Source organism: Methylobacterium sp. WL119 (assembly GCF_008039875.1).
GTDB lineage: Bacteria > Pseudomonadota > Alphaproteobacteria > Rhizobiales > Beijerinckiaceae > Methylobacterium.
In genome coordinates this window covers 23,672-49,482 of sequence record NZ_VRUU01000018.1, presented here as the reverse complement: position 1 = coordinate 49,482, position 25,811 = coordinate 23,672, and the positions used below count along the sequence as shown (strand labels likewise).

General features: G+C 68.9%; 29 protein-coding genes and 2 pseudogenes. 18 read left to right on the top strand and 13 right to left on the bottom strand.

Annotated features, from left to right (window positions below):
* Positions 1 to 38 precede the first annotated feature (38 nt).
* The 4 genes from FV227_RS09915 (at position 39) to FV227_RS09900 (ending at position 5,647) form a co-directional block, all read left to right on the top strand.
* Positions 39 to 443 (top strand): FixH family protein, encoded by a 405-nt coding sequence (locus FV227_RS09915; protein ID WP_147853402.1) that lies wholly within the window; start codon positions 39 to 41, stop codon positions 441 to 443.
* A complete protein-coding gene (locus tag FV227_RS09910) occupies positions 440 to 1,981 on the top strand; it encodes an efflux RND transporter periplasmic adaptor subunit (RefSeq protein ID WP_147853401.1) in 1,542 nt (513 codons plus the stop codon). The genes FV227_RS09915 and FV227_RS09910 overlap by 4 nt, the downstream gene beginning before the upstream one ends.
* On the top strand, positions 1,978 to 5,154 hold the full coding sequence (locus FV227_RS09905) for a CusA/CzcA family heavy metal efflux RND transporter (RefSeq protein ID WP_147853400.1): 3,177 nt from the start codon (positions 1,978 to 1,980) through the stop codon (positions 5,152 to 5,154). The genes FV227_RS09910 and FV227_RS09905 overlap by 4 nt, the downstream gene beginning before the upstream one ends.
* 160 nt (positions 5,155 to 5,314) lie before the next feature.
* Positions 5,315 to 5,647 carry a four-helix bundle copper-binding protein gene (locus FV227_RS09900; RefSeq protein WP_147853399.1) on the top strand — a complete coding sequence of 111 codons (333 nt, stop codon included), beginning with the start codon at positions 5,315 to 5,317 and terminating at the stop codon, positions 5,645 to 5,647.
* A gap of 28 nt (positions 5,648 to 5,675) precedes the next feature.
* Here the strand turns inward: FV227_RS09900 and cueR are convergent, their stop codons facing one another.
* The gene (gene cueR, locus FV227_RS09895) at positions 5,676 to 6,149 is read right to left on the bottom strand and encodes a Cu(I)-responsive transcriptional regulator (RefSeq protein WP_147812918.1); all 474 of its coding nucleotides are present in this window, start codon (positions 6,147 to 6,149) and stop codon (positions 5,676 to 5,678) included.
* A gap of 137 nt (positions 6,150 to 6,286) precedes the next feature.
* On the opposite strand from cueR, the gene FV227_RS09890 reads away from it, so the two are divergent.
* Both FV227_RS09890 and FV227_RS09885 read left to right on the top strand, forming a co-directional pair.
* Positions 6,287 to 7,036, top strand: a complete 750-nt coding sequence (locus FV227_RS09890; protein ID WP_147853398.1) for a glutaredoxin — start codon at positions 6,287 to 6,289, stop codon at positions 7,034 to 7,036.
* Positions 7,037 to 7,050: 14 nt separating this feature from the next.
* The gene (locus tag FV227_RS09885; RefSeq protein ID WP_147853418.1) at positions 7,051 to 7,785 is read left to right on the top strand and encodes a DUF4396 domain-containing protein; all 735 of its coding nucleotides are present in this window, start codon (positions 7,051 to 7,053) and stop codon (positions 7,783 to 7,785) included.
* A 91-nt stretch (positions 7,786 to 7,876) separates the two neighbouring features.
* On the opposite strand, the gene FV227_RS09880 is transcribed toward FV227_RS09885, so the two are convergent.
* From FV227_RS09880 to FV227_RS09870, 3 genes and pseudogenes are all read right to left on the bottom strand, one after another.
* Entirely contained in the window at positions 7,877 to 8,140 is a 264-nt protein-coding gene (locus FV227_RS09880; RefSeq protein ID WP_147853397.1) for a hypothetical protein, read from the bottom strand.
* A 172-nt stretch (positions 8,141 to 8,312) separates the two neighbouring features.
* Positions 8,313 to 8,738, bottom strand: a complete 426-nt coding sequence (locus tag FV227_RS09875; protein ID WP_147858840.1) for a threonyl-trna synthetase — start codon at positions 8,736 to 8,738, stop codon at positions 8,313 to 8,315.
* Between the two features lie 139 nt (positions 8,739 to 8,877).
* A pseudogene (locus FV227_RS09870) lies at positions 8,878 to 9,195 on the bottom strand (efflux RND transporter permease subunit); the annotation flags it as partial.
* Here FV227_RS09870 and FV227_RS09865 point away from each other — a divergent pair.
* Together FV227_RS09865 and FV227_RS29760 are read left to right on the top strand one after the other, a co-directional pair.
* Entirely contained in the window at positions 9,193 to 9,768 is a 576-nt protein-coding gene (locus FV227_RS09865; RefSeq protein ID WP_187274744.1) for a hypothetical protein, read from the top strand. The pseudogene FV227_RS09870 and the gene FV227_RS09865 sit on opposite strands and share 3 nt — an antisense overlap.
* Before the next feature lie 151 nt (positions 9,769 to 9,919).
* Positions 9,920 to 10,321: pseudogene (locus FV227_RS29760) on the top strand (hypothetical protein); the annotation flags it as partial.
* Here FV227_RS29760 and FV227_RS28925 read toward each other — a convergent pair.
* Positions 10,203 to 10,790, bottom strand: a complete 588-nt coding sequence (locus FV227_RS28925; protein WP_187274742.1) for a hypothetical protein — start codon at positions 10,788 to 10,790, stop codon at positions 10,203 to 10,205. The pseudogene FV227_RS29760 and the gene FV227_RS28925 overlap by 119 nt on opposite strands.
* Positions 10,791 to 11,025: 235 nt before the next feature.
* On the opposite strand from FV227_RS28925, the gene FV227_RS09855 reads away from it, so the two are divergent.
* Positions 11,026 to 11,343, top strand: a complete 318-nt coding sequence (locus tag FV227_RS09855; RefSeq protein WP_147853394.1) for a hypothetical protein — start codon at positions 11,026 to 11,028, stop codon at positions 11,341 to 11,343.
* 158 nt (positions 11,344 to 11,501) lie between these two features.
* Here the strand turns inward: FV227_RS09855 and FV227_RS09850 are convergent, their stop codons facing one another.
* Both FV227_RS09850 and FV227_RS09845 read right to left on the bottom strand, forming a co-directional pair.
* The gene (locus tag FV227_RS09850; protein WP_147853393.1) at positions 11,502 to 12,128 is read right to left on the bottom strand and encodes a hypothetical protein; all 627 of its coding nucleotides are present in this window, start codon (positions 12,126 to 12,128) and stop codon (positions 11,502 to 11,504) included.
* Between the two features lie 71 nt (positions 12,129 to 12,199).
* On the bottom strand, positions 12,200 to 12,706 hold the full coding sequence (locus tag FV227_RS09845) for a hypothetical protein (protein WP_147854983.1): 507 nt from the start codon (positions 12,704 to 12,706) through the stop codon (positions 12,200 to 12,202).
* A 258-nt stretch (positions 12,707 to 12,964) separates the two neighbouring features.
* On the opposite strand from FV227_RS09845, the gene FV227_RS09840 reads away from it, so the two are divergent.
* From FV227_RS09840 to FV227_RS09810, 7 genes are all read left to right on the top strand, one after another.
* Positions 12,965 to 13,243 carry a helix-turn-helix domain-containing protein gene (locus FV227_RS09840; RefSeq protein WP_147858839.1) on the top strand — a complete coding sequence of 93 codons (279 nt, stop codon included), beginning with the start codon at positions 12,965 to 12,967 and terminating at the stop codon, positions 13,241 to 13,243.
* A 42-nt stretch (positions 13,244 to 13,285) separates the two neighbouring features.
* Positions 13,286 to 15,085 (top strand): ParB N-terminal domain-containing protein, encoded by a 1,800-nt coding sequence (locus FV227_RS09835; protein ID WP_187274741.1) that lies wholly within the window; start codon positions 13,286 to 13,288, stop codon positions 15,083 to 15,085.
* Positions 15,086 to 15,095: 10 nt separating this feature from the next.
* Positions 15,096 to 15,644 carry a hypothetical protein gene (locus FV227_RS09830; protein WP_147858838.1) on the top strand — a complete coding sequence of 183 codons (549 nt, stop codon included), beginning with the start codon at positions 15,096 to 15,098 and terminating at the stop codon, positions 15,642 to 15,644.
* Positions 15,559 to 16,149, top strand: coding sequence for a hypothetical protein (locus tag FV227_RS09825; RefSeq protein ID WP_147854987.1), 591 nt, complete (start codon positions 15,559 to 15,561; stop codon positions 16,147 to 16,149). The genes FV227_RS09830 and FV227_RS09825 overlap by 86 nt, the downstream gene beginning before the upstream one ends.
* Positions 16,149 to 16,679, top strand: a complete 531-nt coding sequence (locus FV227_RS09820; protein ID WP_147858837.1) for a hypothetical protein — start codon at positions 16,149 to 16,151, stop codon at positions 16,677 to 16,679. Before FV227_RS09825 ends, FV227_RS09820 begins: the two co-directional genes overlap by 1 nt.
* 13 nt (positions 16,680 to 16,692) lie before the next feature.
* Positions 16,693 to 16,917, top strand: coding sequence for a hypothetical protein (locus FV227_RS09815; RefSeq protein WP_147854989.1), 225 nt, complete (start codon positions 16,693 to 16,695; stop codon positions 16,915 to 16,917).
* 179 nt (positions 16,918 to 17,096) lie between these two features.
* Positions 17,097 to 17,594: a hypothetical protein gene (locus FV227_RS09810; protein WP_147858836.1), complete on the top strand. Its 498-nt coding sequence runs from the start codon at positions 17,097 to 17,099 to the stop codon at positions 17,592 to 17,594.
* Here FV227_RS09810 and FV227_RS09805 read toward each other — a convergent pair.
* The 6 genes from FV227_RS09805 to FV227_RS09780 form a co-directional block, all read right to left on the bottom strand.
* Positions 17,591 to 17,872 (bottom strand): hypothetical protein, encoded by a 282-nt coding sequence (locus FV227_RS09805; protein WP_147854991.1) that lies wholly within the window; start codon positions 17,870 to 17,872, stop codon positions 17,591 to 17,593. The genes FV227_RS09810 and FV227_RS09805 overlap by 4 nt on opposite strands.
* Positions 17,859 to 18,419: a metallophosphoesterase gene (locus FV227_RS09800; RefSeq protein ID WP_246686452.1), complete on the bottom strand. Its 561-nt coding sequence runs from the start codon at positions 18,417 to 18,419 to the stop codon at positions 17,859 to 17,861. The genes FV227_RS09805 and FV227_RS09800 overlap by 14 nt, the downstream gene beginning before the upstream one ends.
* A 340-nt stretch (positions 18,420 to 18,759) precedes the next feature.
* Positions 18,760 to 20,241, bottom strand: coding sequence for an integrase arm-type DNA-binding domain-containing protein (locus FV227_RS09795; RefSeq protein WP_187274740.1), 1,482 nt, complete (start codon positions 20,239 to 20,241; stop codon positions 18,760 to 18,762).
* A 343-nt stretch (positions 20,242 to 20,584) separates the two neighbouring features.
* The gene (locus tag FV227_RS09790; RefSeq protein ID WP_147858834.1) at positions 20,585 to 21,265 is read right to left on the bottom strand and encodes a TenA family protein; all 681 of its coding nucleotides are present in this window, start codon (positions 21,263 to 21,265) and stop codon (positions 20,585 to 20,587) included.
* Between the two features lie 47 nt (positions 21,266 to 21,312).
* Positions 21,313 to 21,987 carry a response regulator transcription factor gene (locus FV227_RS09785; protein WP_147726003.1) on the bottom strand — a complete coding sequence of 225 codons (675 nt, stop codon included), beginning with the start codon at positions 21,985 to 21,987 and terminating at the stop codon, positions 21,313 to 21,315.
* A gap of 46 nt (positions 21,988 to 22,033) precedes the next feature.
* Positions 22,034 to 23,419, bottom strand: coding sequence for an ATP-binding protein (locus FV227_RS09780; protein ID WP_246686455.1), 1,386 nt, complete (start codon positions 23,417 to 23,419; stop codon positions 22,034 to 22,036).
* A 210-nt stretch (positions 23,420 to 23,629) separates the two neighbouring features.
* Here FV227_RS09780 and FV227_RS09775 point away from each other — a divergent pair, with 210 nt between their 5' ends.
* A complete protein-coding gene (locus FV227_RS09775; protein ID WP_147858846.1) occupies positions 23,630 to 24,526 on the top strand; it encodes a hypothetical protein in 897 nt (298 codons plus the stop codon).
* 283 nt (positions 24,527 to 24,809) lie between these two features.
* Entirely contained in the window at positions 24,810 to 25,796 is a 987-nt protein-coding gene (locus FV227_RS09770) for a hypothetical protein (protein ID WP_147858833.1), read from the top strand.
* Positions 25,797 to 25,811 lie beyond the last annotated feature (15 nt).

Below are 25,811 nucleotides of genomic sequence, written 5' to 3'. Positions count from 1 at the left end.
ACCACGCGTCCCTTCCCGTCGTTCAGGAGACATCCCCCGTGACCCAGAAGACTTTTTCGCGCGCCGTCTCGGCGGCGCTGCTCGGTGCCGCCCTGTCGGCGACCGCGTTCCCGGCATTCGCCGACACCAAGGACTACCGCTTCGAGCTCGTGCAGCAGGAGGCCAAGGTCGGCGAGGCTGTCCTGTCGGTGCGCCTTCTCGATAAGCGCAGCGGCAAGCCAGTTCCCGACGCCGTGATCTTCGCCAAGCGCATCGACATGGCGCCCGACAGCATGGACGAGATGACCTCGAAGATCGAGCAACTCCCCACGACCGAACCGGGCGTCTATCGCTTCAAGGCGAAGCTCACGATGGCCGGCGGCTGGCGCCTGTCGCTCGGGGCCAAGGTCCAGGGCGAGACCGGCACGGTCGAGGACAAGCTGGTCTTCAAGGCCGTCAAGTGAGCCGCGCGGCCTGGTTCGCCGGGACCCTCGCCGCACTCGCGGCGGGGGGCGCCGGCTATGTCGCGGGGCATGGGGAGAACCCCGTGCCGGCGCTCGCCGAGCGCGCCCGGACGGAGTTCGCCCGGTGGTCTCCGGGCCCCATGCCGGCCGCGCAGGCTAGGGCCTCCGCGAAGGCGACCGGACCGGTGGTCTACTACCAGGACCCGGACGGGAAGCCGGTCTACTCGCTTTCGCCGATGGCGACCGCGGATGGCCGGGAGTTCCGGGCGGTCCACGCCAGCGAGGACGTGCGCTTCGACGCGCCGGATGCGGACGAGGCCATGCCCGCCGACATGGCCGGGCAGGGGATGGCCGGGCAGGGGATGGCCGGGCACGACATGGCCGCCCAGGACATGGGGAAGGCCGGGGACGCGAAGGCCGCCGCGGGCGCCCGGCCCATACGCTACTACCGCAACCCGATGGGCCTGCCGGACACCTCGGCCACGCCCAAGAAGGATTCGATGGGGATGGACTACATCCCCGTCTACGAGGGCGAGGACAGCGACGGCAATGTCGTCACCGTCTCGCCCGGCAAGGTCCAGCGCACCGGCGTGCGGACCGAGGTCGTCGAGCGGCGGGTGGTGGCGCAGCCCGTGCGCGTCCCGGGCACCGTCGCCCTCGACGAGCGGCGGGTGACGGTCATCGCGACACGCTCGGACGCCTACGTCGACCACGTCGAGAACGTCACCACCGGCGACCGCGTCCGCAAGGGACAGGCGCTGGTCCACGTCTACTCGCCCGAGATCAACGCCGCGGCGGCCCAGCTCATCGCCAACCCGGGCTTCGACGGCGCGAGGCGGCGCCTACGGAACCTGAACGTCTCCGAGGCCGTGATCGACGAGATGGAGCGCACCCGGAACGTGCCGATGGCCATCACCTGGTCCTCGGCCCGGGACGGCATCGTCCTGCAACGGACCGCCATCGAGGGCATGAAGGCCGCGGCCGGGGATACCCTGTTCCGGATCGGCGACATCTCCACCATGTGGGTGCTGGCCGACGTGCCCGAGCGCGACCTCGCCAACGTCCGCGTCGGGCAAACCGCCACGATCCGCCTACGCTCGGCCCCGGGCCGCACCTTCACCGGCAAGGTCGGGGTGATCTACCCGCAGGTGAATCCGGAGACCCGGGCCACGCGGGTGCGCATCGAGCTCCCGAACCCGGACGGCACCTTGCTGCCCGACATGTACGCCGACGTCGAGATCGCGACGGGGGACGCCATGCCGGTCGTGGCCGTGCCCGACGACGCCGTCATCGACACCGGCGAGCGACAGGTCGTGCTGATCGACCGCGGCGAGGGTCGCTTCGAGCCCAAGGCCGTGAAGGTCGGCGTACATGGCGGCGGCTACACCGAGATCCGCGACGGCGTCTCGACCGGCGACCGGGTGGTGACCTCGGCCAACTTCCTCATCGACGCTGAGAGCAACCTGAAGGCGGCACTGCAAGGCCTGGCGCCTCCCAAGGACGACCGCCTGGCCGCCGACGCGGGAGCGACGCCATGATCGCGCGCCTCATCGGATGGTCGGCCCGCAACCTCGTACTGGTGCTGGTGGGCACCGTGTTCGCCGTCGCGGCAGGCGTCCTGTCGCTGCGGACCCTGCCGCTCGACGCCATCCCCGACCTCTCGGACGTGCAGGCCATCGTCTACACGGAGTACCCGGGGCAGGCCCCCCAGGTCGTGGAGGATCAGGTCACCTATCCCCTGACCACCGCCATGCTGACGGTGCCGAAGGCCAAGGTGGTGCGCGGCTTCTCCTTCTTCGGGGTGTCGTTCGTCTATGTCATCTTCGAGGACGGCACCGACCCGTACTGGGGCCGCTCGCGGGTGCTGGAGTACCTCAACGCGGCGGCGAGCCGCCTGCCGGCGGGCGTGACCCCGACGCTGGGCCCCGACGCAACGGGCGTGGGCTGGGTCTACCAGTACGTGGTGGTGGCCAAGGAACGGACGCTCGCCGAGCTTCGCTCCCTGCAAGACTGGGTGGTCCGGTTCGGGGCCTCGCGGGCAGAGGGCGTCGCCGAGGTCGCCGGCGTCGGCGGCTTCGTGAAGCAGTACAACGTCGTGGTCGACCCGAACCGGCTACGCGCGCAGGGCATCTCCCTCAACAAGCTCAGGGACGCGATCCGGTCGAGCAACGCCGACGTCGGCGGCCGCACGGTCGAGCTCTCCGAGTTCGAGTTCATGGTCCGCGGGCGCGGCTACCTGAGGGGCGTCGCCGACATCGAGAACATCGTCCTCAAGACCGCGGGCGGCACGCCGCTGCGGGTGCGCGACGTCGCCCGGGTCGAGCTCGGACCGGACGAGCGTCGCGGCATCACCGAGATGAACGGCGAGGGCGAGGTCGCCGGCGGCATCGTCCTGCAGCGCTTCGGCGCGAACGCGCTGAACGTCATCGAGGGTGTTAAGGCGAAGCTCGCGGAGGTGGCGAAAAGCCTTCCCGCGGGCACCGAGATCCTGCCGGTCTACGACCGCTCCCAGCTCATCGACGCGGCCATCGACACCCTGCGGCACACGCTGGTCGAGGAGAGCGTCGTCGTCTCGCTCGTCTGCATCGTCTTCCTGCTGCATGTGAGGAGCGCGCTCGTCGCCATCCTGATGCTGCCGGTCGGGATCCTGATGGCGTTCGTCGGCATGCGAGCCCTGGGTCTCGGCGCCAACATCATGAGCCTGGGCGGCATCGCCATCGCGGTCGGCGCCATGATCGACGCGGCCATCGTGATGATCGAGAACGCCCACAAGCACCTGGAACGGGCGCCACCGGACAAGCCCCGGGTCGAGATCCTGGTCGAGGCGGCGTCCGAGGTCGGCCCGTCCCTGTTCTTCTCGCTCCTCATCATCACGGTCAGCTTCCTGCCCATCTTCACCCTGGAGAGCCAGGAGGGCCGCCTGTTCGGTCCGCTGGCCTTCACCAAGACCTTCGCCATGGCGGCGGCCGCGATCCTGTCGGTGACTTTGGTCCCCGCGCTGATGGTGCTGTTCGTGCGGGGCCGGATCATCCCGGAGCACAGGAACCCGCTGAACCGGCTCCTGATCTGGCTCTACCGGCCGCTGATCGCGGGCGTGCTGCGGGCGCGGGTCCTAACCGTCCTGCTCGCCCTAGGCGTCCTCGCGGCGACCGTCTGGCCGGCCCGTCAGCTCGGCTCGGAGTTCATGCCCGACCTCAACGAGGGCACGCTGATGTACATGCCGACCACCCTGCCGGGCCTGTCGGTGACCAAGGCCGGCGAGCTCCTCGCAACCCAGGACCGCATCATAAAATCATTCCCGGAGGTGGCCTCAGTCTACGGCAAGGCGGGCCGCGCCAACACCGCGACCGACCCGGCGCCGATGGAGATGTTCGAAACGGTCATCGCGCTGAAGCCGCCGTCCGAGTGGCGGCCGGGCGTGACGCTGGCGAGCCTCAAGGCCGAGATGGACAAGGCGCTGCAGTTCCCGGGCGTGTCGAATGCCTGGACGCAGCCGATCCGCGCCCGAATCGACATGCTCTCGACCGGCATCCGCACCCCGGTCGGCATCAAGGTGCTAGGAACGGACCTGAAGGAGATGGAAGGGGTCGCCCGCCAGGTCGAGGCGGTGGTGCGCAACGTGCCGGGCACGTCCAGCGCCTACGCGGAACGGGTCATCGGCGGCTACTTCCTCGACATCACGCCGGACCGGGAGGCGCTCGGGCGCTACGGGCTGATGGTCGGGGACGTGCAGGACGTCATCGCCACGGCGCTTGGCGGCCAGAGCGTGACGAACACCGTCGAGGGACGCGAACGCTACACCGTCAACGTCCGCTACCCCCGGGCCTTCCGGTCCGATCCGCGGGCCATCGCCGACGAGGTGCAGGTGCCACTCCCGGCCGGGGGCACGGTGCCGTTGCGCGAGGTCGCCAAGGTCGAACTCACCCGGGGCCCGACCTCGATCCGCACGGAGAACGGACAGCTTGCGGTCTACATCTTCGTCGACATCAATGGGCGCGACCTGGGCGGCTACGTCGCCGACGCGCGGGCCGCGGTCGACAGCGAGGTCAAACTCCCACAGGGCACGACCCTGCAGTGGAGCGGTCAGTACGAGTACCTGGAGCGGGCCGCGGCGCGCATGACGGTGGTAGTGCCGCTGACGCTGCTCGTCGTGTTCCTGCTGCTGTTCATCAACTTCCGCCGCCTGACCGAGACGCTCATCGTCATGCTGTCGCTGCCGTTCGCCCTGGTCGGCGGCATCTGGCTGATGTGGTGGATGGGCTTCAACATGTCGGTGGCGGTGGCGGTGGGCTTCATCGCGCTCGCCGGCGTCGCGGCCGAGACCGGGGTGATCATGCTGGTCTACCTCGACCATGCCCTCGACGAGGTCCGGGCCGCTTGCGCACGCGAGGGGCGGCCCCTGTCCCGCGAGGATCTGCGGCGGGCGATCATGGTCGGCGCGGTCGAGCGGGTGCGCCCGAAGATGATGACGGTGACCGCCATCATGGCGGGCCTCATTCCGATCCTGTGGAGCACGGGCGCCGGCTCCGAGGTCATGCAGCGCATCGCCGTGCCGATGATCGGCGGGATGGTGTCCTCGACCGTGCTGACGCTCGTGGTGATCCCCGCCGTCTACGGACTCGTGAAGGGATGGGGCCTGTCCACGGCCGCCGAGACGCCGGCGAGTGGCTCCCCGGCCGAACGACCCGCTTACCGCGAGGCGGCGGAGTAGGCGCCGGCGGACGGATTAAAAATCCCGGCCAAGAAGAAAGGAATTTATTAGAACGAACTATAGCGGCCTGAGTTGACAGAATGAGCAGGGCAATACTGGAGGCATATTGTCACCCAGTGCTGATGCTCGTCTCTTTTTGTCTAACATAAAGGAGCTTCACATGGGCAATATGTCGAGCGAGATGCAGTCCTGCATCGACGAATGTCTTCGCTGCTATCAGACCTGCCTCGGCATGGCCTCGAACCACTGCCTCCCGGCGGGCGGCAAGCACGTCGAGCCCGAGCACTTCCGCCTGATGCTGGCCTGCGCCGAGATGTGCCGGACGTCGGCGCACTTCATGCTGATCGGGACGAGGCATCACAAGCACACCTGCGCCGAGTGCGCCGACGTCTGCGAGGACTGCGCCCGAAGCTGCGAGCAGGTAGGCGACATGCAGCATTGCGTCGAGCAGTGCCGCCGCTGCGCCGAGAGCTGCCGGAAGATGGCCGCCTGATCGAAGCGCCGCCGGAGCCGGTTCGGGCTCAGTGACCGGCCACGGCCTTCCGACGCGGTGCGGGGGGCGGCATCGCCCCCTGGGAGCCGCCCGGATGGCAGGCCGGGACGTTCGCCCCGGTCTCCAGGCTGGCGATGATCGGGCAGTCCGGCCGGCCGTCGCCGTCGCAGGCGTCTGCCAGGGACCGCAGGGCGTCGGCCATCTCGTTCAGTTGGCGGGCCCGCTGTTCGAGTTCCGTGACATGGGCCCTCGCGATGGCCTTCACGTCGGCGTTGCTGCGGTCGGGGTCGCTCCAGAGCCCGAGCAGCACCCGGATGCGGTCCAGCGAGAAGCCCAGGTCCCGGGCGTGCCGAATGAAGCCGAGCCGGTGCAGGTCGGCGGTCCCGTAATCGCGGTAGCCGCTGTCGCGACGGTCCGCCGGGGGCACGAGCCCGATGCTTTCGTAGTGCCGGATCATCTTGGCCGAGACCCCCGAGGCCCGGCTCGCCTCGCCGATGTTCATCGTGAGAGCCCCTCCGTTGACCTTCCCATGATGGGAAGGTCCAGGAAGGTGCGCAAGCCCAATCGGCCGCGACCGATCCGTCGTTTCCACGGCAACGAGCGGACGGCATCCCGGCCAGACAACCCACGGAGTTTCCGATGCAAGCCACCGCGTCCCGCAAGGCCGTCCTGTACCGGATGATGATGCCGCAGCACACGTGCCCCTACGGCCTGAAGGCAAAGGACCTCCTCGAACGCCAGGGTTTCGAGGTGGAGGATCATTGGCTGAGCACCCGCGAGGAGACCGACCGTTTCAAGGCCGATCACGGGGTCGAGTCGACGCCCCAGACCTTCATCAACGGCGAGCGGGTCGGGGGTTTCGACGACCTCAGGCGGCATTTCGGGCAGGCGGCCAACGACCCGAACGTGACGACCTACACGCCGGTCGTGGCGGTGTTCTCGATCACGGCGCTGATGGCGCTCGCGGCGAGCTACGCCGTGTACGGCACGCCCCTTACAGTGAGGGCGGCCGAGTGGTTCATCGCCTTCAGCATGTGCGTGCTGGCCCTTCTCAAGCTGCAGGACGTTGAGACCTTCTCGTCGATGTTCCTCGGCTACGACCTGCTGGCCAAGCGCTGGGTGCGCTACGCCTACGCCTATCCGTTCCTGGAAGGCATCGCCGGCGTCCTGATGGTGGCCGGGGCCCTGAACTGGCTGTCGATCCCCGTGGCCCTCTTCATCGGCACCATCGGCGCGGTCTCGGTGTTCAAGGCGGTCTACGTCGAGAAGCGCGAGATCAAGTGCGCCTGCGTCGGCGGATCAAGCAAGGTGCCGCTCGGCTTCGTCTCGCTGACCGAGAACGTGATGATGGCCGCCATGGCCGTCTGGATGCTGGCGATGGGGCATTGAGCGGCATGGCCACGATGTTCCCTGCCTGGCTCCACGCGCTCTCGATCCTCGCCCTGCTGCTCGGGGCCGCCTGCTCGATCCTACTGTCGGTGCAGGTCATCCGGCATCCGCAGCACATGACCGTGATGAATGTCGTCTGGCCGGTCAGCGCCCTGTTCGGCACGGTCGCGGTGGTCTGGGCCTACTTTCGCTATGGCCGCCACGCCACCATGGAGGCGCATCACCGCGCGATGGAGCGGGACGGGAAGCCCCCGAACATGACGCAACCTCCGTTTCCGGTGATGGTGGGCAAGGGCGCGCTCCATTGCGGCAGCGGTTGCATGCTCGGCGACGTCGCCGCCGAGTGGCTCGCCTTCCTGGTGCCGGCGGTTGCGGTCTGGTTCGGCTGGCAGTCGCTGTTCGAGGAGAAGATGTACGCGGTCTGGGCGCTGGACTTTGTCTTCGCCTTCGGGCTCGGAATCGTGTTCCAGTATTACGCCATCGTGCCGATGCGCGGGCTCTCCCCGGGCCGGGGCATCGTCGCCGCGCTCAAGGCCGACACCTTGTCGCTGATCGCCTGGCAGGTCGGCATGTACGGCTTCATGGCGTTCGCCCAGTTCGCCGTGTTCCCGCACCTTGCCGGTCATTGGGCTCCGGTGAACTCGGTCGAGTTCTGGTTCGCCATGCAAATTGCCATGGTCGCGGGACTCCTGACCAGCTACCCGGTGAACTGGTGGCTCGTCGGCTCCGGCATCAAGGAGCGGATGTAAGCTCGCTTCCGCCAGGCCGCGCGACCTGCCTGCCTTGAGGTCCGTCGTTTCAATCGAGAAAAATAAGGGGCCCCGAAGGGCCCCTGGACGATCACATGCGGTGGTGGCGATGGCTGTGCCCGTGGCGCATCATGTGCCCGCGGTGATGGTGATGGTGGCGCATCATGTGCCCGCGGTGATGATGATGGCGCATCCCATGGCCGCGATGGCCGTGCATGCCGTCCATGCGGACGTCCACGACGTTGGTGGTGGCGTCGATGGCGCCGATCATGCCGGGAGCGGCCGAGGCGGGTGCGGCGATGCCGATGGCGCCGAGGGCGGCCAGGGCTGCGACGGCGAGAAGGGACTTCCTCATGGGGGGCTTCCTCGTGGGTTGTTGGTGGCCTGGATCAGGTCCGGGACCGATCCGGCGAAATCGGGGAACGGCCATGCTTCCGGGACCGTTCCACGGGGTGCGTACTTCCAAGCCGGGCATGGATAAGGGAACGTTCATCCCGAGGTAGCCTCGGCTCGGTCAGGAACCGCCTCTACCTCGGATCGCCGTCCTTCCCATCGATGAGGCGTCCGGCGTGGACGTTCGCCGGATGGCCCGTCGTGGAGGCTTGCGCGCGGGAGCGGGCATCATAGCGTTCACCGCGCGAGAGCATCACCAGCCGCCTGCCACCGGGTCCCGGCTTGCCCACGGCGAGCAGCGTGCGGCCGTTCGGCCAGGCCAAGGTCCCGGAACGGGTATCCGACCGGGGCGGCCCGTTGCGGCGGGTGCCTTCCCGGAGGATGGCATCGTAGCGCGCGGGCAACTCGGCGGCGGAGAGGGGCCGACTCAGCCAGACGACCTGCTGCAGCCCCTCGTCCCTGCACACCTCCAGGATGACCCGGTCGGTGTCGGCGCCCGATGCAAGGGGCCTGTCGTGGAGGTAGGTCAGCGCCGTGACGTTCGCCTGCCGGTCGACCATCGAGGGCCTCGGAACGTCCGTCACGGGCCCCCAGGCGAGGCCGAAGGGCGCCTCTTGCGCGCCCGCTGCGTTGGCCCAGGCCGACAGAAGAAGTGGTCCGAATACCCTCGCGTCCATGACGCACTTCTCCGGGACCCGGCTACTCGGCGGCCTGCGGCAGGACGGGATGGGACCGTGTCCCGGCCTCCGCCGCCGCGCCCTTCGCCGGTTCGATGGCCGCCGCGAACCTGGCGTAGAGCGCCGGCAGGACGACAAGGGTCAGCAGGGTCGCGCTGATGAGCCCGCCGATCACCACCGTCGCCAGGGGCCGCTGGATCTCCGCCCCGGTCTCCGTCGCCAACGCCATCGGCACGAACCCGAGGGACGCCACCATGGCCGTCATCGCCACCGGACGGAGCCGGGTCATGGCGCCCTCCAGGATGGCCTCGCGCCTGGGCCGACCTTCCGCGATCAATTGCGTCGGCTGAGCCTCCTTGTCGCCAAAGCGGGATACGGAACGTCCGGCATCACCACCATGGCGTTCGGCGGCGTCCAGGGGTCGAGCAACGGCCTCACCAAGGATTTCGACGACCTTCTGGCGACCCTGAAGCTGACGAAGGCGGAGATGGCCGAGGTGCGTCAACCCCTTCTGCGGGCAATCGCCTACCGCATCTATGCCCGCTTCCTGTCCGTCATCCAGAGCTTCCCGACCCTGCCCGATGACGAACGGGGAAAGAACATCGTCCCAAAGGACATCGCAACGCTCATGAACAGCATGCAGTTCAGCGTGCTGAACATCGACACCGAAAACGACATGAGGAAGCTCTTCGCCGCATTCCTTCCCGACGGGCTGCTCCCGGACCAACGGAAGGCCGCCGGAAAGTACGTCGACCAGCTCGTCTCCCTTTACAAGGACTGCAAGAAGGCCGGTGGCCCGACGCCTGACTTCCTGGCGTTCGAAACGCGCTCCATCGCGAACGTCGGCACGGGGGAAACGGCGCGGGCGATCTACGACGGTGCCCCCATCTCCGAACCCGAACCGACCCGGTAGGGACGGAGCGCCCTGTGGCGGGCACTTCCGCCCGATCACCATCTAAATGCGGCAGCAGCCTTCGAGGCGCCCTCCCGGCCGGGTCGGAACACCCGAAGCCAACGCCGTCTTGCTATTGGTGGGGCAGGTCTCGTCGGGAAAAGCATCCAGGATGCAGGGCTACGCAACCTCTTTCGGTCTCGGCTTCGTTGCGGGGATGCGCAACATGACGGCGTGCGCCGCCTTGGCTTGGGCCGCCTCCGAGGGTCGTACGCGCGATAACCTCATCCCTGCCGGTCCCGGCGCCCCCATTCTCTCCACGGGGGCGGCAATCGCCGAGATGGCCGGAGACTAGATGCCGTTCGCTTCGGATCGGCGCATCCCGCCGTCCTTCGCGTTACGGATCGCCGTTGGTGCGTTCGGGGGATGGGCCTTGGCCGGGCGCCGCTCGTCTCCTAAAGTCGGTGCGATGGCCGGCGTTGCCGGCGCTGTCGCCGGGACGCTCCTCGGATGCACCGCCCGGGGCCCCGACTCCCGCACGACGCCCGGCCGCGCCAAGGGCCTCGCCGAGGAAAGGACCTGCAGGCCGTCGCGTCCGGGCAGCACGAGGATGGGCGGCCGGGTTTCGCCTCGATCCACCGGGCGCCGCGTGACACGGCGTCGGAAACGAAGCCCTCGTGGAGGTTGCTGTGCTCGTCGAGGACGGCGTCACGCCCGGGGACGAGGGGCCCCTGATCCGTCGTCGCGAAATCCCCGGCGACGCGCTCTGCACCGGAGATCTCCAGGCCCAGATATTCGGCGCGTCCCGGCAGGACGTAGACCAGTGCCTCCGCCGCCTTGGACCCCTCGACGCGCTTTAAGGCGAAGCCGTCGACCGTCCAGTCGATGGGACGGTCGAAAAAGACCTCGGTCGCCTCTGAGAGCTGCTTCCGGGCGGACGCCGCCATATACAAGACCGCCTCGCCCAGCGCGGGCGTTACCGTCTCCTTGATGTAGGCTCGGGACCGCCGGGAGAACGCGGCCCCGTCGAAGGAGACATTCATGCGCATGCCCGGGAGCGTGCGCCCGCCCCATGCATCCGCCCACACATGGGGCCGAAGCCGGTGACGCCGTCCCGCGAACAATTCGATTCTGTCCCATGAAGTAACGGGGCGCTAGGGATGCTCACAATTCGAGGCCTGTTTCCGCGTACGGGCCAGGGACAGGTGTTGACTCCCCCTCGACGTGAGAATCCGGAGCTGAGATCGTGGCCACATCAGCCGACCGAGGAGGCCCCCGATGAGCATCTCGTCCCACCACATCGCCCAGGGTTTTGACGCCGGCGCACAGGGCCTCGCTTCGGTCCTCTTCCGCGCGCGTCAGGACCGCCTCGCCGCTCAGGCCCATGCCGACGCCGTACAGGCCGACCGCAACATCACCGCCGCCACCCGCGCTGCCCGGGCCGTCGATGCCCTGCGGCGGGTCCTCTTCGCGACCCAGACTGAGAACGTGGCGCTGACGCAGGAGAACGCCCGCCTTCAGCGCGAGCTCGCGGCCTCGCGGGCCGAAACCCTCCGCGCCAAGGGGCTCCTCGTCCGCGTGATGAGGGCCGCCTGACGCAGCATTCGGTGTGCGCACGTCAGCACGCCGTGTGTGCAAGCGGGGTGGCACAACCCTTTTCTTTGGGGTGTGCGCCGATGTCGCAGCCCGGTATCCAGACATGAAAAAGGCCCGCTCCGATCATCTCGGGCGGGCCTTTTGCTGGGCGGGTTGGCTCACATCGCCGGGGCGTACCGCTCGGGCTCCTGCTCCAGCATCTCGTCGATGACCCGGCGCAGGGTCGCATCGTGCTCAGCGATGTTCGCCCGCATCTCGGGCGTGACCTGAGCGGCGGCGCAAAGGGCGCTCCGATACTCCGCCGGGGTGGGCGTCAGGGGCAGGCCGTCGATCAGGCGGAGGCCGGCCATGTGGCTGCCCACCCGGTGGGCGCCGTGCCTGTCGATCTGCATCAACTCCGAAGCGTTGAGGGACCCCAGCCACGCCGCGCTGGCCTCGTCCAGGCCCTCGGCGGTCGGCTCGGCGTCGATGTTCAGCATGTCGTGGGCATACTGCGTGGCGATGCGGCCCTTCGCCAGGATCGGGTCGAGGGGAATCGGCGCGGGGGCCGGCTTGGCGGTGACGGCTGATTCGGCTGCGGGGACCGACACGGCGGCGGTGGCGGATTCGGCCTTGGCGGCGATGCCATCGAAGGCGTCCTCGATGTCCGCGCCGGCGCCGACGGGCGGGCGGAGGCTGTCGCGGACGGAGCGGAGGACCCAGCGGCCCCCCTCCCAGACGGCTTTGACGGTGACGGCGGCCATCATGGCCATGGCGAGGGCGAAGAGGCGAATGGCGTTGCGCATGAGGGGTGGGTGATCCTGCTCTCGGGGGTGGGATTCGATTTTCGGGACGGGGACGAAAACGACCAGGGCGATCAGGGGCTGACGCCGAGGGCGACGATTTCCTCGTAGGTCGTGGCTCTGATCCAGATCTGCCGGCCGGACCGCTTCGTGCAGGTGACGTAAGCCCCCTCCCGATGCTCGTCCGGATACGTGTCGCCGGGCACCCACTCATCATCTGCGCGATCAAGGGGAAGCGTGAACCTCCGCGGCTTGCGGGGCAGCAGCCCGAGCCGGGCCTCGTAGCGGCGACGCCCGGCGTTCTCGGGGTCGAGCTCGTTCAGGGCGTCGATGTAGTTCACGGGCACGAGCTCGCCGTTGACGAGCCTGTGGTGGGAGCCGCCGCGGCAGACCGGATCGCGCATGAAAACGATGGTGCCGTCGGGCGCGTCGACCGCGGTGATCCGGCGGTACGTGATCGCGGTTTCGGTCTCCGTCCGCGTGATCTCCAGGGTCGGGAACGCCTGCCCAACGTCGAGTCGGCCGTTCTTGGGGGCGACCGGGTGGAGGGTGACAAAGTTGGGTGTCGTGATCTTCGGCATCGTTGGGGGCACTCCGTCAAATCCGCTGATTGACGGATTCTCCCACCCGACCCTGCATATTGGAATGGCATTGGGGCGATAAAGGACGCCCTGCGACAACTCGTATTAAGTGATACCATCAATACACCACTTAATCGGATGGGCGCTCCAGGCCATCGTCGCGAATTATTATACTTTTTGTAAAAATTCAGGGCCCTTGCGGATCAGCGGAACAGGTCTAACATCTGATTCGTCTCAACCGCATCTTCCGGTCTCGCCATGAAACACGACGTACTACGCACTGGCGAGGTGATCCTCAAGCTGAGGACGGCATGTGCCGATGCGGGCGGGCAGACTAACTGGGCAAAGTCACAGGGTATCAGCGCGCAGTACGTAAGCGACGTCCTCCACGGTCGTCGTCCGCCTGCGAATGCCATCCTCCGGGGTCTCGGGCTGCAGCGTGCGGAGCCGATGTACGTCCCCAGGGAGCCCGAGGACGTCACTCTCTATGACGCCGACGGCCTGACGCTCCTGACTGCCCAGCGCGTCTTCGACTGAACCCACCACACCGACCAGACCAGATCAGCAGAGGTGCACCCCGTGAACCATCAGATCCAGAACCTCCGTTTCGGCCACGAGCCGGGTGCGCCCCTCGGCGTCGTCAACGTCCGCGTGTCCGGGCGTGAGGCGGGGCTCGACGCTCTCGCCGCGTCCATCCTCGCGCTGGGCCTGATCCAGCCGCTGGTCGTCGTCCCCGGTGAGGGCGGGATCGCATACGTGGTCGACGGGAATCGGCGCTTGGCCGCGCTGCGGGCCCTCGTCGCCGAGGAGAAGCTCCCCTCCGACCGCGAGGTCCCCGTTACCGTCCGCGAGGCGGCGCTCGCCCGGGAGATCGGGCTCGGCGCCAACATCAATCAGGCGCCGATGCACGATGCCGACCGGGTGCAGGCGTTCGCCGAACTGCGGCGCTCGGGCGCCAAGGAGAAGGACATCGCCGTCCGGTTCGGCCAGCCGGTCGCGCAGGTCCGGAAGCTGCTCGCGCTCGGTGGCGTGTCGCCTGCGGTGCTCGATGCATGGCGCGCCGGTAAGGTCAGCGAGGACACCGTGAAGGTCTTCACGATGGCCCTGCATGCCGATCAAGACCGCGTGCTGGAGAAAGGGCTGAAGAGCCCGGGCAGCCTGTATGCCTGTTTCGTCAAGCGCGATCTCGGACTCGATCAGGATGTCTCGGGGCTGCTCGCCTACGTCGGGACCAAGGCGTTCAAGGCCGCCGGCGGCCACGTCGTCGAGGACCTTTTCGGCGGAAGCAACGCGGTGTCCGACCCGGTCCTGCTCGCCCGCCTCGCGGATGAGCGCCTGGAGGCCGAGTGCGAGCGCCGGCGCCGTGAAGGTTGGGCCTGGGTCGCCAAGGCCACGGACTTGCCGATGGGCTGGCGCTGGTCGTGGCCCCAAGTGAAGCCGGCGGAGCGTCCGCTGTCGTCCGAGGAGCAGGCCCGTCTCGCCGAGATCGAAACGTGGCTGGATTCCGACGACGAGGGGGAAGAGGCGTCCGACGAGCAGATCCGCGCCGCCCACGACGAGGCCGAAGCGCTTCGTGACAAGGGTTTCATCCAGCCGGGTCCCGCTGATCGCGCCCGCTCCGGGAGCGTGATCCTGCTCGGTCGCGACGGCAAGATCGAGGTCACCGAGTACGTCATCCGCCCCGAGGATGTCCCCGCGGTCGCGCCGAAGGACGACAAGCCGGCCGAGCCCGAGGAGAAGGGCCTGCCGATTTCCCTGGTCGAGACACTGTGCGGTACCGCGACCGAGGCAGTGCAGGCGGCGCTCGGTTCGTCGCCGACCGCCGGCCTGGTGGCGCTGCTGGCCGGGGCAATGTGCGCGAACCACTGGGCGGCGCCTATGAAGGTGCGGCTCGACGGCCTCGGGGGGCAGGCCTCGTCGCTCCACGACAAGGAATCGTTCCAGGACCTCGTCGCCCGGCTGTCCACGATGTCGGTCGACGAGCTTCTCGTGATCGCGGCCGGTGTCGCCGCCCGGGGCGTCCAGACGCTGCACCGCGAGCACGGGACGCGGCCCCTCGCCCCGTCGGAGCGTGCGAGCGTTCAGGCGCTGATGGGCCTTCCGGACCCCTCGGCCATGCAGGACGCGCTGCTCGCCAAGTTCGATGGGGAGGCCTTCTTCAAGTCGGCTCCCAAGGCCGTCACGCTGCAGATCGTGGGGGAGGTCCTCGGCGAGGCAGAGGCCAGGCGCGTCAAGGACAAGAAGAAGAAGGAACTCGTCGAGTTCGCGGTCTCGTCGATCTTGCCGACGGGCTGGCTCCCGGCCGAGCTCCGCCACCCCGGCTACGCCGGCCCCGGCGCTGTCGGCATCGAGCCGGCTCCCCAGGCCCTGGCCGCCTGAGGAGGCACCCATGCCCGTCAATGCCCCAAGCTTCGTCGACGGGCTCGTCGCCCTGGACGCTTCCCAGACGCGCAAGCGCCTCGCCGCGGCGCTGGCCGAGGCGCGCCTCCACGCTCAGTGGACCGCGGGCCCGAGCGGCGACGGCATCGCCGAGGCCATTCGGCACGTCGATGGCGTCCTTCTCGAAAGTGCACGCTGGGCGATCAAGCGCCTCGACGATGCCCTGCTCGCCTCCCGCTCCGCACCGGCCCGTCAGGAGACGCTGGCGGAGGCGCACGCCGCCGTCGTGGCCGCCCTCGACCGCGACGACGACCCGATCACGCCCGTCGTGCCGAGGACGCCCGATTCGTCTCGGGCGCGTTCGGCCGGCGCAGCGAGGCCCCGCCGCCTGGCTGCTGAGGGCCTACGTCGACGCGCCCGGCGGCAGGGGCGCTCCACCTGCTCAAGCATCCCCAACATGAAGGAGAGCGCCCGTGCGCCTGAACGACGACATCAGTTACGCCGCCAGCAAAGCCATCGCGCGGGTCTTGAAGACCGACGACCTGAACCGCGCCGGTGATGTCCTCGACCGCCTGGAAGCCGATGGCTTTGCCGTCCTGCCGATGATGCGTCGGGGCATGGCTGAGAAGTTCACCGAGGCTGTGCGGACCGGGGACTGGCGCGGTATCAGCGATTGGGACTGGAAGGCGTGGTCCCGGGCCGTGCACGCCGGCTACATCTCCAGGGATACGGTCTCCGAAAAGTCGTCCGTCATGGGCAACGTGTTTGCCCTGACGCCCGCGGGCGAGGATGCGATCCGTCGGTTCGTCGACGCCGTCGATCTGACCCAGGCGGCGGTCAGCGCCGGCAGCGACGCGCTGGAGCAGGCCATCGAGGCGGATGAGGGTCGCTACGTCTACGCCGTGAGCGGCCGGGACCATGCGGTCGATCCGCGGGCCCTGGCGGTGCGGGATCTCATCGAGGCAAACCGGCTCTACGCCATGGCCGTAGCGACCCTCGGACTTGAGGCGGCGGACTTGATCCTGCAGCACATGCCGATGCCGGACGTCGGGGCGGCCGCCTGATGGCGCTGACGCACGCAATCGTCGACCGGGGGACGTCGTTAATCGTCTCCCGGCACGGGTCGCTCACCTTGGCGCGGAAGGCATGGCGCCGGCATGCGACCGTGCTGCAGGGCGGCCGCATCGTGCTGTTGCCGTGGGCGGCCCGGCACATGGTCGTGCCACTCAGTGTCGCCAATGCCGCCTTGGCCCGGCTCCGGAGCTCGCCCGTGCAGCGTGTCACCGCATCGTCGCACCCCCACGTGCACAGGGCCTTCGGGATCGTGGCCGAGGACGCAGGGGAATCCCCGCGTTTCGAGTACCTCGTGCCCCGCGCGTTCGAGCACCGCCTCGGGCAGGCCGAGGTTGCCCTAGGGGAGCTAGACGAAGCCGGATTCGAGACGCTCTGCCTCGGATCGCCGAGCGCCGTCCGGGCCCTGATCGGTCGCGACGAGGGACGTCGGGCCGCGGCGGATCTCCTCGCTGGCTTCTTCTCGGACTGGCACCCGCTGACGCATGCCGGCATTGCCCCATCGCCAAGGCCGTCCGCCTGATCCCCGAGATCCCATGAACCCGTTCCCCCCGTGTCGCCTGCCGCCCGCCGTCGTCGGTGTCTGCCGCGCCCTCGATGGCGTCCTGACGCTGCCCGAGGCCGGCCCGGCTCCGGACGGCGATCTCTCCCTGGCGGATGTCCTGGCCGTGCATGCGCGGATGCTGGCCGCGTCGGTGGAGGAGGCCGCGCCGGGGCTGATGCATGCCGTCCGTGAGCCGGTCATGCAAAGCAGTCGTTAACCAATATCGACGCTTCCTCTTGCAGCCATCCCCTCTACATCTTGCCCAAACGTCAGGTGTGGGTTAAATTGACCAGCGCAGCACGTTAACTGTACGGGCACGTCGCGCTTTTAATCTTCGATGGCCATGCGCTATCTCTTGCTCACGCCCAACGGGCACAACAGCAGGAGAGCGCCATCATGGCGGAGCGGAAGTTCAAGAAGCCCCCGAAGGTCGTGGTCGTCGATCTCGCCAAGCCGGTGCCGGCCGAGATCTTCATGCGCGAGATGTGCCGCAAGTCGCATCTGACGATGGAGGCGCAGGTCGGGCTCACGATCCAGGAGCAGACCGATTACATCGCCAGGGAGATCGCCGCGCACGAGTTCGTGTTCGCGATCCACCAGGCGCCGCACAGTCCGATCCTGAAGTGGATCAAGGGTCGCGATGCCGCGGACGCCAAGGGAGGCTTGGGCGCCATCCCCCCCGCGAAGGGGACGGCGTTCTTCATGCCCAACGAGGGTCTGGCCGAGGCCTTCCTCCTGCTCCACGGGAAGGGCCTGATCGCCGACATGATCCGTGCAGATGACCGGCGGGATGCGGGAGGCATCCTTTCCTCCATCACTCCCGACCTCTTCACCAAGAGCGTCATCGAGCATTTCCACGGGCCTCAGACCGGTCCCGTGACCGATCCCGTTTAGCCCTCCCACACGACGGGATTCGTCGTGGCGCCGTCCGGGCAGTCCTCTGCCCGGGCCGGCCGGAATTCCCGCCCACCGCAGCCCATGCAGACGTACTTCTCGACGCTGGGGCCCTCCTCGGACCACCCCCGGCGATCCTCGGCCGACAAGGTCGCAAGGTACTCCCGCATGCGGGCGACCTCGCTTTCCGCCTCGGCCCGCGTCACCGCGTAGGACACCCACCCGCATGCCAGGCAGGTGACCTCGCAGGGGCCGATCTCCCGCTCACGCCTCGCCATCCTCATCCTCCTGTGGCTCGCCCAGCAGGCGCTCTTCGGGAATCGTGGGCGTGGCTGCGAGGCGCTCCATGATCTGCCCCAGGCTGATCGGCGCGTACGACCAGCGGTCGACACCGACGTCGCAGGACTGGGAGGTGTCCGGGAGGCGTCCGTGAGTATGCCCGAATAGCTGAAGGCTCCCGCGGAACGCACCGGCCCAGGCGCGCATCGGGTAGTGAAAAAGCACAACCCGGGTCCCCTCGACCTTGGGTGTCGCGAGGTCCTGCCGGGAGTACCATGGCAGGTCGAGGACCCGCTTCTTGTCGTGGTTGCCCCGGATGAGGTGCTTGCGACCGCGCAGGCGCCGAAAGATCGCCTGGCATCGCTCCGGGGTGGCGCCCATCGCGAAATCGCCGAGGTGGTAGACCTCGTCGCGCGGGCCGACGACCGCGTTCCATGCCGCGATCAGCGCCTCGTCGTGTTCCTCGATGGAGGCGAACGGGCGCCCGGCCATCGACAGGACCCCCTTGTGGCCGAAGTGGGTGTCGGCGGTGAAAAAGGTCTTCATCGGGGCAGCCTCCATGATGGGGCTGCGCGCACTGCGTCACGCCCCGGGGATGGGTCTCGTCGGTAAGCGGGGGGTGTGTATTCGTTTCACGATGGCCTCGTGGGCTGGCTGAATCCTGAAGATCGCAGCTCTCATGCCGCGGCGCAAGGGATAACCGATCAGATTGTTATGCAATCCACAGACTATGCCAAGTCGCCTGTGCATGTATTAACAAACTACTAATGTATAAAATTGTCATCATTGAACATAAGGACGGCCGATTTATCGAATTTGTATCTATCGTGCGCATAAGACGCCCGATTTCGTCCTAACGTAGTCATGGACATCGATCGCTCGTCTCTTAACGACGAGCGGCGGAACGGTCGAGCGCGGCCGCCTCGCGCGCATAGGCATCGAGCACCGCAGCGACCCAGGCCTCCATGCCTCGCGCCTTCAGGTCTAGCCGCTGCGCCTTCGCGTAGACTTTGCGGGTGATGTCCTCCAAGCGCGCGTCCTCGTCGTCCCTCTTGCCCGTCTTATGCGCCAGGATGGCGCTCGCCGCGCCGCCGAGCTCCTCCTCGGCCAGGAACGATCCGAGGGTGCGCCGGACGTCGTGGGGCGTCCAGATGCGGATGCGGTGGGCCTTGAACAGGTCCACCTCCCGCAACGTGACAGCATCCTTCTTTCCCGCCTTCGCCTTGCCCTGCAGGCGGTACAGCATTTGGTTCAGGCCGTCGGACGTCACGTGCTTGCCCAGGGCTCGGGACGGAAACGCCCACTCGCTGTCCTCGCCCTCGTCGAAACGGCTCAGCGCCTCAAGCGCCGCCGGTGGAATCGGCAGGGCGTGCGGGCGCGGGCTCTTGCCGCCCTTCATGTCGCCGGACGACCACGTCCACACTTCCCACCCGGGGCGCCCCGGCATCGGGATGACCCGGTCCCTTCGTGTGGCCGCCAGGGCGCCGGTCCGCTGCGCGGTCAACACCACGGCCCACAATGCCTTGAGCATTCCGGCCGACGTCTCCTGGTCGGTCGTGCCGAGGACGCGGTGACGCTCGGCCAGGGCGAGGGTTCGCCCAAGCTCGGACAGGGTCGGCTCGTGGTCGCGCGTGCTGGCGGCATACTCGATGGACCAGCCCTGCCACCACGGCGTCTTGCCGAGGCGGCTGAGGCGCCGGTGGTACTTCCAGGCCCACGTCAGCATCGCCTTTCCCTGGTTCACGGCCCGGGCGGCGGTGGAGACCGAGTTGGCCTTGGCGATCCTGTCGCGGATCTCCTCCAGCACATCGATGTCGAGTCGGGCGAGCTCCCATGTCGAGATCCGCTCGAACGCCGGGTGGCGCAGGTATCCCTCGTACTGCTCGGCCCATCCCGGCTTCAGCTTGGGCAGGCGGGTGGCGAGGTACGCATCCACCAGGTCGCGCCACTGCCAGGGGCCGTCCCGGCGCCGGTCCTCGTCGGACTGCTCCACGACCTCTTCCGGGAAGGCGGCCTCGACGGACAGCCCGACGTCGTCCGTCTGGGCGATGGCCTCGGCGTAGATCTCCAGGCTCGCCCGGGGATTCCGACCCGACCTGAGGTCGAGGCGGGCCTGCTGGGCGGCCGCGCGGGCGGCGGGGACCGGCAGCGCATCCATGTCGCCGAGGCGCACGGTCCTCGCCTCCGTCTTGAGGAGCCATGCCCCGCCGAGGGGGCCGACGCGGAGCAGGAGGCCGGTGGTCGCGGTGTCAGCCCACTCGATCCCGCGGCCCGGGACCTTGCTCGTCGCGATGAGCCGGCGGGCCCTTTTCAGGTGGTCCGCTGTCAGGTTGACACGTTCGCGGGTCCACGTGTTCTGGGTCGCCAAGGTAGCTCTCCGAGGGCTGATACCAGCCTGATACCAGCCAGCCCCCGAGAGGGATGGCAAGGAGTCGGAGTGCGCAAGCGGCGGTTAAGTCACGGAAATCATTGGCGCAGGGTTAAGAATTCGGGCTCGATACTTGGGTTCGAAAGGTAGATGTCCGGCTTCCCAAGCTGAATATACGGGTTCGATTCCCGTCGCCCGCTCCAATCCGATCGTTCCGCCCCTTTCGAATCAGTGGTGTATCCCGCTCTCCCTTCGAGGAGGCGCGACGCACGCAGGGCCGGTCGAAACGGTCCTTACCGATGCCGGTGCTTAGAGCGCTGGATCGGCCGCGCGAGACCTGCCGTCACACCGGCCAGGCGGCTTCGCGGTAGGCGCTGTCCCAGAACATCCATTCGAGCCTAGTCGCGTGGGTGAAGGCCTTGTGCATCCGCTCGCGCAGGGTGGGCGACGCCCCGCGGGCGGCTTCGTCCGTCGCCGCGATCATCCGGGCGACGGCGTCCTGGAAGTCCGTTCCGGAATAGGTGTCGATCCAGGCGCGATAGGGATTGCCGGCGCTCTCGCGCGCCAGGATGTCCCGCCCGACCTCGGCGTAGATCCAGAAGCACGGCAGCAGCGCCCCGAGCAGCACCTCGAACGGCTCGGCGTAGGCCGTCGCCATGAGATACGCGACGTAGTGATCGCAGGCCGGCGTCAGCGGCGTCGCCGCGAAGGCCTCCGCGCCGATGCCGTAGTCGCGGAAGAAGCCGCCGTGGAGCGCGCGCTCGACGACGATCGCCTCTTCCGCCGCCTTGGCGAACAGGACGATGCCGTCGGGCTCCGGCGCCTTGGCGGCGGCGAGACTCAGGGCGCGGCCGAAGCCGATGAGGTAATGAGCGTCCTGGACGATGTAATGCGTGAAGCGCGACCGGCCGAGCGTGCCGGCCGCGAGCTCGGCGTTGAACGGCATCGTACGGATGGTCTCGTAGAGCGCGGCGTTGCGCGCCCACGCGGCTTGCGAGAACGTGCCGGTTTCCGCATCGCCCATGGTTCGGCCTCTCGTCGTGTCGCGCGGCGCGGCCGCCGCCGGATCGGTCAGCCCTGACGCTGGGCTTCGGTGACGGCGACGTGGATCAGCTCGGCCAGCGTCCGCACGCCGAGCTTCTGGCGCATCTGCGAGCAGGCGTTGGTCACGGTCTTGTAGCTCACCGACAGGTCGGTCGCGATCGCGCCGTAGGACTTGCCCTGCGCGAGGCGCGCGAGGATCTGCTGCTCGCGCGGCGTCAGCTGGGATTCGGGGGTGCGGCGGGCGTCGGTGCGCAGCATCGCGACCTCGGTGGCGAGGCGCCGGTCGAGGTAGACCTGCCCCGCCCGGACCTTCTCGAAGGCCTCGAACAGCTCGGCCGAGGCGTGGTCCTTGAGCACGTAGCCGAGCGCGCCGGCCTCGAGCGCGCGTGCCACGATCACCGGATCGTTGTGCATGCTGAACACGAGGATGCGGGTCTTGGGCTCGACCGCGCACATGCGGCGGATCAGGCCGAGGCCGGCCAGGCCGCTGCCCTGGAACGTCAGGTCGCAGATCACGATCGGCGGGCGCAGGCGGTGGAACGCCCGGTAGCCGTCGACCACGGTGGTCGCCTCGGCCACCGTCTCGATGCCGGCATCCTCCAGCACCCGGCGGCAGCCCTGGAGCACGATCGGATGATCGTCGATCACGAGGACCGGCATCCGGGTCTCGACGGCGACGGGCTTCATGGCAAAGGCGTTCATCGAGCCGGGAACTTCATCGGGGGATCGCTCGGGATGGCGAGGCCGCTCAGGCGGATCGCACCGGGTCGGCATCGTCGCCCCTTTGCGCATCCACGGGAATGATAATGCGGACAACGGCGCCCGGGGGGGGCTTGTCAAGAACAAACGTTCCGTCCAGCGCTTCGACGCGCTCGCGCATGCCCGAGAGCCCGAGGCCGGTGCCGTGATCGGGCGCGAACCCGGTGCCGTCGTCGGCGATCGACACGACCAGCGAGCCGCTCCCCTCGCGCGCCTCGGCGGTGACCGTCGCGGCGTGGCCGTGACGCACGGCGTTGGTCATGCTCTCCTGGATGCAACGGAACACGGTGAGGTCGGCGAGATCGCCGTAGCCGCGGGCGAGCCCTTGGAACCGCCCGGTGAATCGGGTCTCGGGGTGTCGGCGGGCGAAGTCGCGCAACAGCAGGCCGAGGCAGTCGGCGAGCGGAACCTGGCCGAGCGCGTGCGGACGCAGACGGTTGAGCAGGTCGCGGTTGCGGCTCTGCACCTGACCGACGATCGCCGCGATCTCGGAGGCGCGCGCCAGGAGCTTGTCCCGGTCGGGCTCGGCCGTGCCGGTCGCGAGCCGCTTCACGGAAGCCGCGTTGGCTTCCAGGGCGAACAGGCAGGGGCCGAACTCGTCGTGCAGTTCCAGTGCCGTGCTGCGGCGCTCGTCGTCCTGCGCGGTCAGCAGTTGCCGCTTCAGGCGGCCGTTGGCGGCTCGGACGGCACTCAGCGCTTCCGCGACCTGGTTGAAGCGAATGGCGATCACCGCGAACTCGTGGGTCGCCGGGTTCTCGAGCCGCGCGGTGTAATCGTGTCGCTCGAGCTGGGTCAGGCCGTCGGCGAGGCGGCCCAGCGGCGCCAGCACGCGCCCGAGCGCAAGGTAGAGGGCTGCCAGCATCGCCGCGTTGATGCAGAACGTCGTCAGCGACAGGGCGCGCGCATAGACCCAGATCTCGTCGATCTCGTCCATCGGCTGCGTGGTGATCCGCGCGGTGCCGATCGTGCGGCCGGCGGTGACGATCGGCAGCTCATGCTGCTCGATCTTCGGCATGATTAGGTCTGCGAACCAAGCCGGCGCCGTCTTCTCCTGACGCGGCTGGCCGATCGGCGCGCCCACCGTCGCGCCGGCGGCGTCGCGCACCGTGACGCGGACGTGGCGCAGGATCTGGAAGCGCAGGTCGAGGGTCTGGAGCAGGCGTTCGGGCGGAGCCGCGTCGAGGAGGCGGATCGTGTCGGCGACGAGCGATTCCACGGTGGAGAGCGATGCCCGCGTCTCGACCTTCACCGCCGTGCGCGCGTTGATCACAATGACGCCGCAGGAGACCAGGGCCGCGACGACATCGATGGCGAGGACGACGGCGATCAGCCGCGCGCGGGTCGACCAGCCGCTCCAGAACCCGGCCGCCGGGATCGCCTGCGGTGGAACAGGGGAGGCGGTGCCGGGCGCGTCGTCCGGCGGTGTCGAGAGGGAGATCGGTCTGGCGCTCACGCCGCGCAGGGTGGCGGCGTCGCGCGGCGAAGTCCATGCCGCGCAGGCGCGTTCGGCATGCGGTCCACATCGCAGCCTTCGGTTGCAGACGGCGCTTGAGCCTCCGCGACGACCGGCGTAGCCGTGCCCACCATGGCCCTCGACGCGACCGATCGCGACATCCTCTGCGCCGCGCTCGCCGATCCCGCGAGCGCGTGGAACCTCGGCGCGTTCGGGGCGGCCGCCGAGTTCCGCCGGCGGCCGGACGAACCGTTCCGGATCCTTGGGGAGGGCCGGATTGGCCTGCGGACCGCCACGGGCGGCATCGCGCTGACGCTGACGGATGCGGTGCGACCGATCGCCTACGAAATGCCGGTGGGCGACGGATGGAGCCACGCGGTCGCGCTGTGCCTGCCGGCTGCGGATTTCGGCGCCGTCGCCTGCTCGCGGTTCACCGAGCTCGGCCCCGATCGCGAAGCGCTCGATCCGGCTCGGCGGGCGGCCGTGAGCTTCGATCTCGGTCTCGGCTCGGCGCAGGTCTCCGTCCGGGTCAGGACCGATCGGCCGGGACCGCTCGCGCGGCTCCGCGCGCATCTCGGCGCCGCACCGCCGGATTTCGATGGCGCGATCCGGCCGGAGGCGTTGGGCGGCGAGGCAGACTTGGTCGTCGTGGGACCGCTCGGGCGGATCGAGGTGTCGTCCGGCGCCGGCGATCCGTTCGGGCCGCGGGCCTACGTCGTGCCGAAGATCCTGCGCCGCCGCCGCACCCACGTGGCCACGGCGCCGATCCCGGCCGGCCTGGTGCCGGTCGCCCATCTCTACCCGCCCCATCCCTGTCGCGATTCCGCTTTGCGGCCGATCCCCTTCGAGCGTGCGCGGCACGACGCGTTCCAGGTTCTGCTCGCGCGCTGGGGCGATCGGGACGGCTTGACGCTGAAGGCGGCCGTCGCGGCCGGCGCATCGTCGCCCGTTCGGCCGGCGAGCCGATGGACCCGCGCGGTCGAGCGCGTGGCACGGGCGCAGGCCGTGCACCTCGCAGGTTGGCCCTGAGGCTCGACCGGGGCAGGACGCCCGCCGATACGAGTTCTTAAGCACACACCGTCTACGCAAGACCTCGGCGCGACGACGACTTCTCCACAGAAGATGCGACAGGTCGAAGCCCGGGGCTCGGCGCCGCGAAGCGGGGCGACATCGTTGCGCCGTATTGCCGGTTCTTGATCCACACTCGAGTTCCGCGTGCGGAACATCTTCGGAGGCGATGCGGCCGTGATGGGGAGATCGGTCGCATCCGCCTCGCGTGCCCGATGCAACCTCCTGCCATGATCGCCCCCCGATGAATGATCGCGCCCTCGACCCGTCCGAGACCCGGCAATCGCAGAAGACGGTGCCGCGTCCGGCCGCACGACGCCCCTGGGCCCGCATCGCGCTGTTCGGCGTGATCGGGGTGGCCGGGACCGGGGCCTTCGCCGCCGCGGCCAGCACCTACCTCTCAGGCCTCGCCGGACCGCAGCGCGCCAAGCCGATCGTGACGAGCCGGCAGGCCGCCGACTGGCCCGACCTGAAGGACGGGCTGCCGGCGCTGGCGACGGGCAGCCCCTCGTCGATCCCGAAGATCCGCGAGATCCTGCCGCCCGAGCCGGCTGAGCCCCCGGTCGTCGAAGCGCGGATCGATCCGATGCTGCGCGCGGGCTCCGTCGCCACCGACGCCGTACCGACATCTGCGACGCCCGCCATCACCCCGAACCCGCCCGTCGCCGCGAGCAAGCTCGCGACGCCGGCACCCGCGCCGAAACCGGTCCCGGCGCTTGTCGAGGTGCCGGTGATCGGCCCGGCCCGTCAGGCGACCCTGGTCGCGCCGGCCCGCACCGTGCCCGGCATCGCGCCGCTGGCGGCCGAGACCGTGCGCGCCAAGACCGAGACCGCGACCTACGCGGCCCTGCCGCCGGAGCCCCCGAAGGCGGTCGCGACCCGTCCGGCATCTTCGGTCGACGAAACGGCCAAGATCGAAGCGGCCAAACCTGAGCTGGCGAAGCGCGAGGCCGCGAAGCCCGAGCCTTCGAAGGCGAAGCCGCGGATCGAGGCGCACGCGAAGCCTCCCGCCGCCACGGCGGCACCAGCGGCGAGCAAGGCGGTCGCGGAAAAGCCGGCCGCCCGCAAGCCCGCGGCGGTCGAAGCCAAGGCAGTGCCCGCGGAAGCGCAGGACGAGGACACCGAGGTGTTCGGCATCAAGGTGCCGTCCCTGGCGCCGGCCGGGCGCAAGCTGCGCGAGAGCGTCGAGGCGCTCGGCGATGCGGTGAAGGGCATTCCCGACCGGTTCTGACCGGTCGGGTCGCTG